Source organism: Gemmatimonadota bacterium (assembly GCA_009841265.1).
Classification (GTDB): Bacteria; JAAXHH01; JAAXHH01; order JAAXHH01; family JAAXHH01; genus JAAXHH01.
Window position 1 is genome coordinate 503,659 of the sequence record VXMB01000014.1, and the last position, 14,960, is coordinate 518,618.

At 63.3% G+C, this 14,960-nt stretch carries 18 protein-coding genes; all 18 read right to left on the reverse strand.

Annotated features, from left to right (window positions below):
* Positions 1–6: 6 nt before the first annotated feature.
* Complete coding sequence (locus tag F4X08_14765) at positions 7–231, reverse strand: 50S ribosomal protein L24 (GenBank protein MYD27062.1); 225 nt, start codon at positions 229–231, stop codon at positions 7–9.
* 91 nt (positions 232–322) lie between these two features.
* Positions 323–691 carry a 50S ribosomal protein L14 gene (rplN, locus tag F4X08_14770; protein MYD27063.1) on the reverse strand — a complete coding sequence of 123 codons (369 nt, stop codon included), beginning with the start codon at positions 689–691 and terminating at the stop codon, positions 323–325.
* 99 nt (positions 692–790) lie between these two features.
* Positions 791–1,054 (reverse strand): 30S ribosomal protein S17, encoded by a 264-nt coding sequence (rpsQ, locus tag F4X08_14775; GenBank protein MYD27064.1) that lies wholly within the window; start codon positions 1,052–1,054, stop codon positions 791–793.
* A 38-nt stretch (positions 1,055–1,092) separates the two neighbouring features.
* Entirely contained in the window at positions 1,093–1,311 is a 219-nt protein-coding gene (locus F4X08_14780) for a 50S ribosomal protein L29 (protein ID MYD27065.1), read from the reverse strand.
* A gap of 27 nt (positions 1,312–1,338) precedes the next feature.
* Positions 1,339–1,755 carry a 50S ribosomal protein L16 gene (gene rplP / locus F4X08_14785; protein MYD27066.1) on the reverse strand — a complete coding sequence of 139 codons (417 nt, stop codon included), beginning with the start codon at positions 1,753–1,755 and terminating at the stop codon, positions 1,339–1,341.
* Positions 1,756–1,842: 87 nt separating this feature from the next.
* Entirely contained in the window at positions 1,843–2,508 is a 666-nt protein-coding gene (rpsC, locus tag F4X08_14790) for a 30S ribosomal protein S3 (GenBank protein MYD27067.1), read from the reverse strand.
* A 67-nt stretch (positions 2,509–2,575) separates the two neighbouring features.
* Positions 2,576–2,914, reverse strand: a complete 339-nt coding sequence (locus F4X08_14795) for a 50S ribosomal protein L22 (GenBank protein ID MYD27068.1) — start codon at positions 2,912–2,914, stop codon at positions 2,576–2,578.
* A 35-nt stretch (positions 2,915–2,949) separates the two neighbouring features.
* Positions 2,950–3,237, reverse strand: coding sequence for a 30S ribosomal protein S19 (gene rpsS, locus F4X08_14800; protein MYD27069.1), 288 nt, complete (start codon positions 3,235–3,237; stop codon positions 2,950–2,952).
* A 26-nt stretch (positions 3,238–3,263) separates the two neighbouring features.
* Positions 3,264–4,088 (reverse strand): 50S ribosomal protein L2, encoded by an 825-nt coding sequence (gene rplB, locus F4X08_14805; protein ID MYD27070.1) that lies wholly within the window; start codon positions 4,086–4,088, stop codon positions 3,264–3,266.
* A gap of 74 nt (positions 4,089–4,162) precedes the next feature.
* The gene (locus tag F4X08_14810) at positions 4,163–4,456 is read right to left on the reverse strand and encodes a 50S ribosomal protein L23 (protein MYD27071.1); all 294 of its coding nucleotides are present in this window, start codon (positions 4,454–4,456) and stop codon (positions 4,163–4,165) included.
* A complete protein-coding gene (rplD, locus tag F4X08_14815; protein ID MYD27072.1) occupies positions 4,453–5,085 on the reverse strand; it encodes a 50S ribosomal protein L4 in 633 nt (210 codons plus the stop codon). Before rplD ends, F4X08_14810 begins: the two co-directional genes overlap by 4 nt.
* A 41-nt stretch (positions 5,086–5,126) precedes the next feature.
* The gene (locus F4X08_14820; GenBank protein MYD27073.1) at positions 5,127–5,750 is read right to left on the reverse strand and encodes a 50S ribosomal protein L3; all 624 of its coding nucleotides are present in this window, start codon (positions 5,748–5,750) and stop codon (positions 5,127–5,129) included.
* An 11-nt stretch (positions 5,751–5,761) separates the two neighbouring features.
* Positions 5,762–6,079 (reverse strand): 30S ribosomal protein S10, encoded by a 318-nt coding sequence (rpsJ, locus tag F4X08_14825; protein ID MYD27074.1) that lies wholly within the window; start codon positions 6,077–6,079, stop codon positions 5,762–5,764.
* Between the two features lie 20 nt (positions 6,080–6,099).
* Positions 6,100–7,290, reverse strand: a complete 1,191-nt coding sequence (gene tuf / locus F4X08_14830; protein ID MYD27075.1) for an elongation factor Tu — start codon at positions 7,288–7,290, stop codon at positions 6,100–6,102.
* A gap of 27 nt (positions 7,291–7,317) precedes the next feature.
* Entirely contained in the window at positions 7,318–9,423 is a 2,106-nt protein-coding gene (gene fusA / locus F4X08_14835; protein ID MYD27076.1) for an elongation factor G, read from the reverse strand.
* Positions 9,424–9,536: 113 nt separating this feature from the next.
* Positions 9,537–10,007: a 30S ribosomal protein S7 gene (gene rpsG / locus F4X08_14840; GenBank protein MYD27077.1), complete on the reverse strand. Its 471-nt coding sequence runs from the start codon at positions 10,005–10,007 to the stop codon at positions 9,537–9,539.
* A gap of 52 nt (positions 10,008–10,059) precedes the next feature.
* On the reverse strand, positions 10,060–10,431 hold the full coding sequence (locus F4X08_14845; protein MYD27078.1) for a 30S ribosomal protein S12: 372 nt from the start codon (positions 10,429–10,431) through the stop codon (positions 10,060–10,062).
* A gap of 204 nt (positions 10,432–10,635) precedes the next feature.
* Complete coding sequence (gene rpoC / locus F4X08_14850; protein MYD27079.1) at positions 10,636–14,916, reverse strand: DNA-directed RNA polymerase subunit beta'; 4,281 nt, start codon at positions 14,914–14,916, stop codon at positions 10,636–10,638.
* Positions 14,917–14,960 lie beyond the last annotated feature (44 nt).

Consider the following 14,960-nt stretch of genomic DNA (forward strand, 5'->3'; position numbering starts at 1 on the left):
TTCCCGTTATCCCTCGGCGATCACTTTCACGTTGGACGCGTGCAAGGGGGCCTCTTTTTCGAGCCGGCCGCCCTGCGGATTGGTCTGGGTGGGTCGCGTGTGGCGCGTAACGAAGTTCAGCCCTTCCACGATGACCTTGTTCTTTTCCGGCAACACCTTCAGCACCCGTCCGGTCTCGCCGCGGGAATCGCCGGTGAGCACTACGACGGTATCGCCCTTCTTGACATGCATCCGATCAGCTCCTTCCCACCGGCTTTCCGTTCGCCGGCCTACCCGTCGGCCTTTCCGCTCGCCGGCCTACCGTTCGCCGGGCATCCGGGCCCTAGAGGACCTCGGGGGCCAGCGAAACGATGCGGGTGTATTCGCGCTCGCGCAGTTCCCGGGCGACGGGGCCGAATATGCGCGTTCCCCTCGGTTCGCCCTGGTCGTCGATCAGTACGGCCGCGTTCTCATCGAACCGGATATAGGTCCCGTCGCGGCGCCGCACTTCCTTGCGGACCCGCACGACCACGGCCTTTACCACCTCGCCCTTCTTCACCGAACCACCGGGAGCGGCTTCCTTCACCGATCCCACGAACCGGTCGCCCACGCTGGCGTACCGCCGGCCGGTGCCGCCCAGGACCTTGATGCAGCGGACCTGCCGGGCGCCCGTGTTGTCCGCGACGTTCAACCAGGTATACTCTTGAATCATCTTGTTTCTTTCCCGTTCGTCGTCTTCCTGATCCTGCACCTTGCTTCCGGAAGACTGGACCTGTTCCGACTGGACCTGTTCCGACTGGACCTGTTCCGACTAGACCTGTTCCGCGCGCTGGATGACTTCCGTCAGCCGCCAGCGCTTGTTCTTGCTCAGCGGACGCGTCTCCGTGACCCGGACGATATCGCCGATCCGGCAAGTCTGTTCCTCGTCATGGACCGTCAGCTTGGTGGTGCGCCGCACGTACCTGCCGTAGAAAGGATGCTTCACCATCCGTTCTACGGCGATGGTGATAGTCTTTTCCATCTTGTTGCTGGTTACGCGTCCCACGCGGTTCTTCCTGTGTCCCCGCTCCTTCATGCGTCTTCTCCCGGATCACCCTGTCCGTCTTCCCGGTTCTAATCGCCCGCCGCCTGGATGGATCGGATCTGGAGTTCATCCTCGTGCAGTAGCGTTAGAATCCGGGCGATTTCCCGGCGCGACGACGAAATGCGCTTCGCATCCGCCATCTGCCGCGTCGCCTTCTGAAAATTCAGGTTGAAGATCTCTTCCCTCAGTTCGGCCACCCGGTCGCGGAGCTCTGTCTCGGACAGTTGACGAAGTTCGTACAGTTTCATGCCTTCCCTTCCTCGAGAACAGGCCCGCTAGAGGTCTTCGCGGACCACCAGGCGTGTCTTGACCGACAACTTCTGCTGGGCCAGCGCGATGGACTCCCGGGCCATATCGGAGGCCACGCCCCGCAGTTCGAAAAGAATGCGTCCGGGCTTCACCACGGCCACCCAGTTTCCGGTGGGGCTGCCCTTGCCCTTTCCCATGCGCGTCTCGGCGGGCTTTTCGGTGAGGACCTTGTCCGGAAAGATCCGGATCCACACCTTGCCGCCACGCCGCATGTGATGGACCATGGCGATACGGGCCGCTTCGATCTGCCGGTTGGTGACCCAGCCCGGTTCCAGCGCCTGAATACCGTAATCGCCGAATTCCAGCGTGGCGCCGCGGGTCGCGATGCCCGTCATGCGGCCGCGCTGTCTCTTGCGGTACTTCAGTCGCTTCGGCATTAACATCTCGATATCTCCTCGAATATTCCCGTCTGGTCGCGTACGCGGCGGGCAACCGGTCCCGAAGGGCCGAATCCCACCCGGCGACCCGTCCTATAACGTCGTCTGTCCTGCCCCGGCTTCCCCTTCTTCACCCTTGATGATCTCACCCTTGCAGATCCACACCTTGATGCCGATGCACCCGTAGGTGGTATGGGCGGTGGACCGCGCGTAGTCGATGTCCGCCCGGAGCGTGTGAAGCGGTACGCGTCCGTCGTTGAAGGATTCGGACCGGGACATCTCCGCGCCGCCGAGCCGGCCGCCGCAGGTGATCTTGATGCCCTCGGCGCCCATGCGCATGGCCGCGGTGATGGATTTCTTCATGGCTCTGCGGAAACTGATCCGCTGTTCGATCTGCCGGGCGATGCTGTCGCCGATCAACTGGGCGTCCAGTTCCGGACGGCGGATCTCCTGTATGTTGATGTAGATCTCTTTTCCGGTCAGATGCTGAAGTTCATCCCTGAGTTTGTCCACTTCGGCGCCCTTGCGTCCGATCACGATGCCGGGACGTGCGGTGTGTATGGTAATGGTGGCCTTCTGCGGCGCACGCTCGATTTCGACCTTGGCGATGCCGGCCCGCGTGAGGCGGCTCTTGACGTAGCGGCGGATCATGAGGTCTTCCTGGAGCAGGTCCGCCATGTTTCGGTCGGAATACCAGTTGGACTGCCAGGTCTTGATCACGCCAAGACGGAAACCGATCGGATGTGTTTTCTGGCCCACTTCGTCAACTCCTGTCGTCGGGACTCCCGGGTGAATGGCCGTCCGCGCCTGTCCGGGCTAGTCCAGGCTAGTCCGCGACCACCACGGTGATATGGCTGGTGCGCTTCCGGATCGTGGACGCGCTGCCGCGGGGTCCATAATGGATGCGTTTCATGACCGGACCGCCGTCGACGTAAACGGTCTTGATCTTCAGGTCCTCGATATCCAGCGTGTGTTCGTCGTCCACGTTCATGGCGTTCGCCGTCGCGGAACGCACGGTCTTCTCGAGCGGCCGGGCGCATGCCTTGGGCACGAACTGAAGAATGTTCAGGGCTTCCTGCACGGACCGGCCGCGGATCATGTCCGCCACCTGGCGTATCTTGCGTGCGGAGCCGCGTACCTGCCGCGCCGTTGCACGGGCTTCCATCTTTTCTGTTCTCCCTGTTCTCTAGCGTCCGGTTACTACTTCAACTGCGTGGAACGTTCCGTGACCCGTCCGCTGTGCCCCCGGTAGGTGCGCGTCGGCGCGAATTCACCGAGCTTGTGGCCCACCATGTTCTCCGAGATGTAGACCGGAATAAACTTGTTGCCGTTGTGAATGGCCAGCGTATGGCCGACGAAGTCCGGCGTGATCGTACTGGCGCGGGCCCAGGTGCGGACCACCCGCTTCTCGCCGGTCCGGTTCAGTTCGTCGATCTTCTTCTTGATGCTGTCGTCAATGTACGGTCCCTTCTTGACCGAACGGCCCATCATCGCCTCCCGCGATCTTCCTTCGACTATTTACGCCGCTTGATGATCTGCGAATCCGATTTCTTGTTCTTCTTGCGCGTCCGCAGGCCCTTGGTCTTCTTTCCCCACGGAGACACGGGGTGCCGGCCGCCTGAACTCTTGCCTTCTCCACCGCCCATGGGGTGATCCACGGGGTTCTTCGCCACGCCGCGGGAATAGCCGCGCCGTCCCAGCCACCGGGCGCGCCCGGCCTTGCCGAGCGATATGTTCTCGTGGTCCGTGTTGCCCACCTGCCCGATCGTGGCGGAACAGGCCTCGGGTACCCGCCGGATTTCCCCGGAGGGCAGGCGCAACTGGGCAAAACCGCCGTCCCGCGACATCAACTGGGCGGCCCCGCCGGCGGACCGTACGAGCTGTCCGCCGCGACCGGGCGTAAGCTCGATGTTGTGCAGCATCGTACCCAGGGGGATGTGGTCCAGTGGCATATGGTTGCCGCTCCGGATCTCCGCCTGGCTTCCGGACATGACCGTATGACCCACTGACAGGCCGAGCGGCGCGAGGATGTAGCGCTTCTCGCCGTCCGCGTAGTGCAGCAGCGCGATCCGCGCCGAACGGTTCGGATCGTACTCGATGGCATGGACCCTGGCCGGGACGCCGGTCTTGTCGCGCCGGAAATCGATGACGCGGTAGCGCCGCTTGTGGCCGCCGCCGCGGTGGCGGGCCGTCGTGCGTCCCAGGTTGTTCCGCCCGCCCGATTTCTTCAGGGGACGGACGAGGGAGGACTCCGGCGTTTCCTTCGTGATCTCCTTGAAGGAGGACACGGTCTTGAACCGCTGGCCGGGGGTCTTGGGTCTGAAGGTGCGTACTGCCATAACTTGTGTTCCTCTTCGGGCCGCACGCGGTCACGACCCGGCTCGGCCGGGCATGACCGGGGCGGACCCCGCGATCAGGTTCCCGTGTACAGGTCGATGATATCGCCGTCGGCGAGTTTTACGATGGCCTTCTTCCAGTCGGGTCTGCGTCCCTCGAAACGTCCGAGACGCTTAATCTTGCCCTTCATGCGGAGGGTGCGCACCGACTCGACCTGCACGTCGAAGATCTCTTCGATGGCCCGCTTGATTTCCAGTTTGTTCACGTCCCTGGCCACTTCGAACACGTACTTGTTCTGCTCTTCCTGAAGCACGTGGTTCTTCTCCGTCACCAGGGGGCGGGACACGATAGCCCGTGGGTCCTTCGTCATGATTTCAACGCCTCCTCCACCTGCTTCAGCCCCTCGCGCGTAAAGATGAGGCAGTCGCTGCGCAGTATCTCGTGCACGTGGGTGTCGGTGGCCACGTTGATGTCCACGTCGACGATGTTGCGGCAGGACTTGTACACGGCGTCGTCGCTTCGGTCCATGAGCACCAGGCACTTCCTGTCGCGCACGTTCATGTTGGACAGCACGGAAACCATCTGGCGCGTCTTCGGCGCATCGAATTCGAGCGACTCGATCACGAGCACGGAACCGCTCTGCGCGCGGGTCGAAAGCACGGACTTGAGCGCGAGACGACGCACTTTCTTCGGTATCTCGTACCGGTAGTCGCGGGGCTTCGGTCCGTGGGCCCTGCCGCCCCCGATGCGAACCGGGGACCGCCTGGAGCCCATGCGCGCCCTGCCCAGGCCCTTCTGCCTGAACATCTTCTTCCCGGTGTAGGACACTTCCGAACGGGTCTGCGCGCTGGCCGTGCCCTGCCGCTGGTTGGCACGGTACATCTTTTCCGCTTCGTACATGGCGTGCGCATTGGCGGAAATGCCGAAGACCGATTCTTCGAGATCGATCTGGCCCTGTTCCGTCCCGTCGCTGTTGAACAATTTCGCTGCTACCGGCATGATTGCTCCCAACGTGCCTTCTTCAGGTCCGGGCCTTCCGCCTAACCGGCCCGGTTGATCAGTACGTATCCGTTCCGGTGTCCCGGCACCGCGCCCTTCACCAGGAGGATGTTCTTCTCGGCGTCCACGCCGACCACCTGCAGGTTCCTGACGGTCACGCGCTTGTTGCCCATCCGACCGCCCATGCGGGTGCCCTTGAAGACCTTGGACGGCGTCGCGCTCTGTCCGATCGATCCGGGATGGCGCCAGCGGTCGCTCTGTCCGCGGGTCTTGTCGCCGCCCTTGAAACCGTGCCGCTTGACGACGCCCTGGAACCCCCGGCCCTTGAAGTAACCCGTCACGTCCACGAGTTCGCCGGTCTCGAAAATGTCCGCACCGACGACCTGTCCGGGTTCGCAGGCCTCGATGTCCTGCACCGCGACCTCCCGGACGATGCGCTGCGGTTCGACCTTCGCCTTCTTGAAGTGGCCCTGCAGCGGCCGGGTCGTCTGCTTCTCCTTCTTCGCTTCGAAACCGATCTGCGCCGCCTCGTAGCCGTCGCATTCCAGCGTCTTCACCTGGGTGACGTAACAGGGACCCGCCTCGATCACCGTGACCGGTACCGCGTCGCCGTTCTCGGCAAAGACCTGGCTCATCCCGATTTTCCTGCCGATCAGTCCGTGCATCTTCGAGGCTCCTACACCCTGATTTCCACGTCCACGCCGGCGGGCAGGTCCAGTTTCAGGAGCGCGTCCACCGTCTGCTGCGACGTGTCATAGATATCGATAAGGCGCTTGTGCACGCGCGTTTCGAATTGTTCCCGCGACTTCTTGTCGATAAAGGGAGAGCGCAGGACGGTATACACGGTCCGTTTCGTCGGCAACGGTATGGGTCCCATGACCCGCGCGCCGGCCCGCTGCGCCGCCTGGGTGATCTCCCTGGCCGACTTGTCCAGCATGGCGTGGTCGCAGGCCTTCAGCCTGATCCTGATCTTCTGGTCCGCCTGGTTGGCCATGACGGCCTCCTTCTCCCGTGCTACTCGATGACTTCGGTGACGACGCCCGCGCCGACGGTCCTGCCGCCTTCGCGTATGGCGAAGCGCAGTTCCCGGTCCATGGCGATGGGCTGCATGAGATTGACTTCCATGTCGACGTTGTCCCCGGGCATGACCATCTCCACGCCGGAGGGCAGTGCGACCGACCCGGTGACGTCGGTGGTGCGGAAGTAGAACTGGGGCCGGTAGTTGTTGAAGAAGGGGGTATGCCTTCCGCCTTCCTCCTGCTTGAGGACGTAGACCTGGGCCTTGAACTTGGTATGGGGCGTGATGGACCCGGGCTTGGCCACGACCTGGCCGCGCTCTAAGGATTCCTTGTCCACGCCGCGCAGGAGCAGTCCCACGTTGTCGCCGGCCCGCGCGTCGTCGAGGAACTTTCTGAACATCTCGATGTCGGTGACGACGGTCTTGCGGGTATCCTTGATGCCGATGATCTCCACCTCGTCGTTCTTGTTGATGACGCCGCTCTCCACGCGCCCGGTGCCGACGGTGCCCCTGCCGGTGATGGAGAAGACGTCCTCCACGGGCATGAGAAAGGGCCGGTCCTCGTCACGTACCGGGGTGGGGATGTACTCGTCGACGGTGTCCATGAGCTCGGTGATGGCCGTGGTGGCCTCCGAACCGGCCTCGCCTTCCATGGCCTGCAGGGCGCTGCCCCGGATCACGGGGATGTCGTCGCCCGGGAAGTCGTAGGAGGAGAGCAGTTCCCTGACCTCGAGCTCCACGAGTTCGAGCAGCTCCTCGTCGTCGACCTGGTCGCACTTGTTCAGAAAGACGACGATGGCGGGCACGTTGACCTGCCTGGCCAGGAGGATGTGCTCCCGGGTCTGGGGCATGGGCCCGTCGGCGGCGGAGACCACGAGGATGGCGCCGTCCATCTGGGCCGCTCCGGTGATCATGTTCTTGATGTAGTCGGCGTGTCCGGGACAGTCCACGTGGGCGTAGTGCCTGTTGGCGGTCTCGTACTCGGCGTGGTGCACGTTGATGGTGACGCCGCGCTCCTTCTCTTCGGGGGCGTTGTCGATCTGGTCGTAATCCTGGAACTCGGCCAGCCCCTGCTCGGCCAGGACCTTGGTGATCGCCGCCGTGAGGGTCGTCTTGCCGTGGTCCACGTGACCGATCGTGCCGATGTTCACGTGGGGCTTGGTACGCTCGAATCTTTCCTTCGACATGCTGCAAATCCTCCAGATATTAAACCGTTATGCGCCGCCGCGAATCTTTTCCAGAATCTCCTGCTTGATACTCTCAGGCACTTCCGAGTAATGCGAGAACTGCATGGTGGACACGGCCCGTCCCTGCGTGGCGGAACGCAGTGCCGTCGTGTAGCCGAACATCTCGCTCAGGGGAACGGTGGCCGCCACGACCTGCGCGTCCGTCCGGGGAATGATCCCGCCGATGCGCCCCCGGCGCGCGTTCAGGTCGCCGACCACGGTGCCCACGTATTCGCTGGGGACCGCCACTTCCACGTCCATGACCGGTTCCAGCAACTCGGGTTCGGCCTTGCGCATGCCGTCCTGGAAGGCCATGGAGGCCGCCACCTTGAAGGCTACCTCGGACGAATCGACTTCGTGGTAGGAGCCGTCGTACAGGGTGACCTTGACGCCCTGCACCGTGTATCCGGCGAGCACGCCGTTATGGGCGGCTTCCCGGACGCCGGCCTCGACGGAAGAGATGAACTCCCTCGGGATGACCCCGCCGACGATGCCGTTCACGAATTCCACGCCGTCCCCGTCCTTCACCGGCTCCATATCGAGCCACACGTGCCCGAACTGCCCGCGTCCGCCCGACTGCCGCACGAATCGGCCTTCGCTCTTCACGGCCGTGCCGATGGTCTCCCGGTAGGCGACCTGGGGACGCCCCACGTTCGCTTCCACGCGGAACTCTCGCAGCATGCGGTCCACCAGGATCTCGAGGTGCAGTTCACCCATGCCGGAGATAATCAGCTGGCTGGTTTCTTCATCGGTATGTACGCGGAAAGTGGGATCTTCTTCGGAGAGCTTCTGGAGGGACTGGCTGAGCTTTTCTTCGTCCGCCCGGGTCTTGGGTTCGACCGCGACGGACATCACGGGCTTGGGAAACTCCATTGCTTCGAGGGCGATGGGCCACTCGGGGTCGCAAAGCGTATCGCCCGTCGCCACGACCTTTACCCCTACGAGCGCGACGATATCGCCCGCTTCGGCGGCCTTGAGCTGTTCCCTTTTGTTGGCGTGCATCTGCAGGATCCGGCTGATTCGCTCGCGCCGGTTGGTCCTTGTATTCAGCACGTAACAGCCGGCGGGCAGCGTGCCGGAATAGATCCGGTAGAAGGCCAGCTTGCCCACGTGGGGATCAGTCATGATCTTGAAGGCGACGCCGGACAGCGGCGCGTCGGGCAGGCTCTCCCGCGTTTCCTGTTCGCCGGTCAAGGTATTCTTGCCCGTGACGGGCGGCACGTCCTGGGGCGACGGCAGGTAGTCGACGATCGCGTCGAGCAGCGCCTGGACGCCCTTGTTGCGAAAGGAAGAGCCCACCAGGACGGGGATCAGGCTGACCGACAGCGTGGCCCGGCGAATGGCGCTCTGCATTTCGGAAGCCGTCGGTTCCTCGCCGGCCAGGTAGGTCTCCATCAGTTCCTCGTCCACTTCGGCGAGGCTCTCGATCAGCTTGTTCCGGTGCTCCGCGGCGTATTCGACCAGGTCCTTCGGGATGTCGTGCTCGTCGTACGTGGCGCCCATGTTGTCTTCGTGATAGCTGCGGGCTTTCATGGTGACCAGGTCGATGGACCCGGTAAACAGGTCGCCGGCGCCGATGGGCAGCTGGATCGGGATGGCGTTGGCCCCGAGCCGTTCGTGGATCATGTCGACGACCTGGTGGAAGTCCGCCCCGACGCGGTCGATCTTGTTCACGTACGCCAGGCGGGGCACGCCGTACTTGTCGGCCTGCCGCCACACGGTCTCGGACTGCGGCTCGACGCCGCCCACGGCACAAAAAATCGCCACGGAGCCGTCAAGCACGCGCAGCGATCGTTCCACCTCGACCGTGAAGTCGACGTGACCGGGCGTATCGATGATATTGATCCGGTGGTCGCGCCAGAAGGACGTCGTGGCCGCGGACGTGATCGTGATGCCCCGTTCGCGCTCCTGCTCCATCCAGTCCATGGTCGCGGCGCCGTCGTGCACCTCGCCCATTCGCCGCACGCGTCCCGTATAATAGAGGATGCGTTCGGTGGTGGTCGTCTTGCCCGCGTCGATATGGGCCATGATCCCGATGTTCCTGGTCTTTTCCAGGTTCGATTCGGAAGCGTGCTTATGGTATGCTTCGGACATTTTTTCTTTCGGCTTGATCGTTGTCTCAGTCACTGCGTCATCTACCTCATAAAGTACGGATCATCGCGAGGGATGATCCGTTTTTACTGTTTCGACGTGATATCGATACGCCGCTACCACCTGTAATGGGCGAAGGCCCGGTTCGCTTCCGCCATCCGGTACGTCTCTTCCTTGCGGCGGACGGCAGCGCCCTCCCCCTTGGCGGCGGCGGTAAACTCTCCCGCCAGGCACTCGAACATGTTCTTCTCTGAACGGGCGCGCGCGGCATCGATGATCCAGCGAATCGCCATGGCCCGCTGCTGGTCATCCCGCACTTCCACGGGGACCTGGTAGGTCGAACCGCCCACCCGGCGGGATTTGACATGCACGACGGGTCCGACGATCTTGATCGCCTTCTCGAAGACCGGCAGCGGTTCCTGGCTCGTGCGTTCCTCGATCAGATCGAGGGCCTGGTAGAACACGCGTTCCGCGATGCTCTTCTTCCCCTTGCGCATCAATCCGTTGATGAACTTGGATACCAGTACGCTGTTGTACTTCCAGTCCGGCTCCGGTTCCCGTCTTACGACTTCTTTCCTTCTCGCCATCTCATGCTCCCTAACGTACGGCCAGGGTGTGCTTCCAGGATGTGGTTTCCACCTACTTGGGCTTCTTGGTCCCGTATTTCGAACGCCCGTTGCGCCGGTCGGGCACTCCGCTGGCGTCCAGCGCGCCGCGGATGATGTGGTACCGCACGCCGGGCAGGTCCTTCACCCGCCCGCCCCGGACCAGGACGATATTGTGCTCCTGCAGGTTATGGCTCTCGCCCGGGATGTAACAAGTGGCCTCGATGCCATTCATCAGGCGGACGCGGGCTATTTTCCGCAGCGCCGAATTCGGCTTCTTGGGCGTCTGCGTCTTCACCTGCAGGCAGTTGCCCCGTTTCTGGGGACTGCCGCGCAAAGCGGGTGATTTCGTTTTACGCTGCGACTTCTTCCGGCCGTGGCGTATGAGCTGGTTTATCGTTGGCATTTCCGTCCAACCTTCCCTGTTGTACCGACCCGGACAAGCCTGTGAAACACGGGTTTCAGGGGTCCGGTCAAAACGCATTTCCCCCAAAAGCCATAGGTGGAAAAATTTAATCAGTTCCGTTTAAGGTGTCAAGCGCTTTTTGCCAAAAAAACGAGCGCCGCCATCAACCCGGCGGCGCCCGGTCATGGCCTGCGTCTACATGGGTCAGACGGTTTCCACGGGCGGCGTCTCGGCCTCGGCCACGTTCTGTACGGTTTCGGAGGTATCGGCTTTCTCGTCTGCGCTCGCCGATTCCCCGTCTGCGCTCGCCGATTTCGCCTCTGCGCTCACCGCTTCGGCGTCGCCGTTTACCGATTCCGCGTCGAAGAACGGCTCCGGCTCGATGGCCGGCGGCTCGATCTCGTTGCCCTCTTCGTCCACGAGCCGCATCTGGCTGTACCGGTCCAGCCCCGTACCCGCGGGAATCAGGTGCCCCATGATCACGTTCTCCTTCAGTCCGAGGAGCGCGTCCCGCTTGCCCTGGATGGCCGCTTCGGTCAGCACGCGCGTCGTTTCCTGGAAGGCCGCCGCGGAGACGAAGCTCTCGGTACTCAGCGCCGCCTTGGCGATACCCAGCAAGAGCGGCTGGTTCGTCGCCGGGTCACCGCCTTCGCGCAGCACGCGGTCGTTCTCCCACTGGAAACGGGTGCGGTCCACGGCCTCGCCCTTCAGAAACTCCGTGTCGCCCGGGTCGTCCACCTTGACCTTCTGGAGCATCTGGCGCACGATGACTTCCACGTGCTTGTCGTTGATGCTCACGCCCTGCATGCGGTAGACTTCCTGGATCTGGTTCACCAGGTATTCCTGTACGGCGTTCACCCCCTGGATCTCGAGAATGTCGTGGGGGTCGATGGACCCTTCGGACAGGGGTTCGCCCGCCTGCACCCGGTCGCCGTCGCGCACGCTGAGATGGCGGCCCTGGGGGATCAGGTATTCCTGTTCCGACCCGTCGTCGGCGCGCACGAGTAGGCGGTGGGAGCGCCGGACGATGCCGGCGACCTTCACGACGCCGTCCACCTTCGCCACCGTGGCGGGGTCGCGCGGCCGGCGCGCCTCGAAGAGTTCGGCGACGCGCGGCAGGCCGCCGGTGATGTCCCGGGTCCTGCCGATGGAGCGCGGTATGCGCGCGAGGACCGTACCGGGCTGCACGTGGGTGCGTTCGGTATTGCTCTGGTCCGTGAACTCGGTGACGAGCAGGTGGGCGCCGGTGGGCAGATTGTATTCATCCTTTTTCCTGCCCTTGGCGTCCGCGATGTAAATACGCGGATGGAGCGCCCTGGAACCCCGGTTCTCCGTGATTACCTTCTGCCGCATGCCCGTGGTGTCGTCCAGCTGTTCACGCAGCGTCTCTCCCGCCACCACGTCTTCGAGCTGCACTTCACCGGCCTGGACGGCGATGATCGGGATGTTGTAGGGGTTCCATTCGAACAGGGCCTGGTTCTCCTCGACGACGTCGCCGTCCTCCGTGAGCATGACCGCGCCGTAGGGGATGAAGAAATGGGCCCGCCGGTTGTCGTCGGCGTCCAGGATGGTGATCTCGCCGGCCCGGCCGATGACGACGGGGAGGCCGTTCTCCTGGGTTACGGTCTCGACCGCGGTGAAGACTGCCTTGCCCGCCTGCTTCGTGGTAATCTTGTTCTGCGTGGCGTCGCGGCTCGCGATCCCGCCGATGTGGAAGGTGCGGAGCGTCAGCTGCGTACCCGGCTCGCCGATGCTCTGCGCCGCCATGACGCCGACGGCCTCGCCCATTTCCACCATGGAGCCCGTGGCGAGGTTCCGGCCGTAGCACCGGGCGCACACGCCGCGCTTGGTCTCGCAGGTCAGCACGGACCGGATGTGCACGGTCTCGCTCATCTCCGCATCGGGATCGGCCGAGTACTGCACGCCGCCGCGCTGTTCGATGAGGTCGGCCACTTCCTCGTTGATCTCCTCGCCGGCGGCTGTCAGCAGTTCCCGCGTGATGGGGTCGTAGATGTCGTCCAGCACGACCCGGCCCAGCACCCGGTCGCCCAGCGGTTCCATGACGTTCTCGCCCTCTTTCAGGGCGCCGATCTCGATGCCTCGGATCGTGCCGCAGTCCGCCTCGTTGATGATCACGTTCTGCGCCACGTCCACCAGCCGCCGGGTCAGGTAGCCGGCGTCCGCGGTCTTGAGGGCCGTGTCGGCCAGTCCCTTGCGCCCGCCGTGGCTGGAGGTGAAGTACTCGAGGACCGTAAGCCCTTCCTTGAGGTTGGACAGGATGGGCGTCTCGATGTACTCGCCGACCTGTCCGACGACCTTTCGCTGGGGCTTGGCCATGAGGCCGCGCATGCCGCACAGCTGTCCCACCTGGTCCAGCTTGCTCCGCGCGCCGGAGGCCATCATCATGTAGAAGGGATTGAAGCCGTCGTCCGACTCCTCGAGCGTGGTCTCGACGACCTCGTTCAGCTTGGTCCGGGTGTGCTGCCACACGTCGATCACCTTGTTGTAGCGCTCTCCCTCGGTGATGGCGTGGCCCTCGTACTGATCCTGGATGGATCGCACCTCGGCTTCCGCGTCACTGATCATCTGCGCCTTCTCGTCGGGGATGACCACGTCGTCGATGCCCGAGGTCAGGCCCGAAAGGGTCGCGTAGTGGAAACCCAGCCGCTTGACTTCGTCGAGAAGCACGCACGTGCGGTAGTTCCCCAGCTGGCGGTATACGGTGGCCACCATGTCCCGGATGGCCGAGCTGTCGAACACCTCATTCTGGAAGCCGATCTCCGGCGGCAGGATCTGGTTGAAGATGACCCGACCGACGGTCGTTTCCATCATCTTGCCCTCGTGGCGCAGCTTGATAATGGCATGGAGATCCACGAGGTCGTTATCGAAGGCGAGCATCACCTCGGAAACGCTCGAGAAGATCTTGCCTTCGCCCCGGCAGCCCGTGAGCTCCTTGGTCAGGTAGTAGCATCCCAGGACGATGTCCTTGCTGGGCGCGCAGATCGGCTGTCCGTTCTTCGGATCGAGGATGTTGTTCGAGGACAGCATCAGCACCCGGGCCTCGATCTGGGCCTCGAAGGACATGGGGACGTGCACCGGCATCTGGTCGCCGTCGAAATCGGCGTTGAAGGCTTCGCAGACGAGCGGGTGGATGCGGATGGCCTTGCCTTCCACGAGCACCGGCATGAAAGCCTGGATACCCAGCCTGTGCAGTGTGGGCGCCCGGTTCAGCAGGACCGGGTGATCCTTGATGATCTCCTCGAGGATGTCCCAGACCTCGGGCTCCTCGCGTTCCACGATCTTCTTCGCGCTCTTGACCGTTTGCACGAAGCCCTTGTCTTCCAGCCGCTGGATGATGAAGGGCTTGAAGAGCTCCAGGGCGATGTTCTTGGGCAGCCCGCACTGGTGGATCTTGAGCTCGGGTTCCACCACGATGACGGAACGGCCCGAGTAGTCCACCCGCTTGCCGAGCAGGTTCTGGCGGAAACGCCCCTGCTTGCCCTTGAGCAGGTCCGACAATGACTTGAGGGACCGGTTCCCGTCGCCCCGCACGGCCCGCGAACGGCGGCCGTTGTCGAGCAGCGCGTCCACCGCTTCCTGCAGCATCCGCTTTTCGTTGCGCAGGATGACGTCCGGCGCGCGGATCTCGAGCAGTTTCTTGAGCCGGTTGTTCCGGTTGATGACGCGCCGGTACAGGTCGTTGAGATCGGAGGTGGCGAACCTTCCGCCTTCCAGGGGTACCAGCGGCCGCAGGTCGGGAGGGATGACCGGCAGCACTTCCATGATCATCCATTCGGGCCGGTTGCCGTCGGAGTCCGGTCCGTTGGAGTTCCGGAACGCCTCGACCACCTTCAGCCGCTTCAGCGCGTCGTTCTTCCGCTGGACCGACGTTTCCATCCGTACCCGGGTCCGCAGTTCGACGGAAAGCTCTTCGATGTCGATCTCGGACAGCAGGCGGCGCAGGGCGCCCGCGCCCATGTCCGCCTCGAATTCATGGCCCGCTTCCTCGAGGTCCATGAAGGTGTCCTGGTCGATGATCTCGCCGATCTGGTACTCGGTGTCTCCCGGGTCCAGCATGACGTAGGACTCGTAGTAGATCACCCGTTCCAGGTTCCTGATGGAGAGGTTCAGCAGATTTCCGATGCGGCTGGGGGGCGATTTGAAATACCAGATATGGCAAACCGGCACGGCCAGCTCGATGTGTCCGAGCCGTTCCCGCCGCACCTTCGCCTGCGTGACTTCCACGCCGCAACGGTCGCAGATGACGCCGCGGTAACGGATCCGCTTGTACTTGCCGCAGTTGCACTCCCAGTCCTTCACGGGACCGAAGATGCGTTCGCAGAAGAGGCCGTCGCGTTCCGGCTTGAAGGTCCGGTAGTTGATGGTCTCCGGTTTCGTCACTTCCCCGTAGGACCACCTGCGGATCGTTTCGGGGGAGGCCAGTTGTATCCGGATCGTGCTGCGGTTCTTGGGCTGCTTGTGCATTAGATCGACCACTGGTGACACCTCCTGATCATTATCATCGCTGC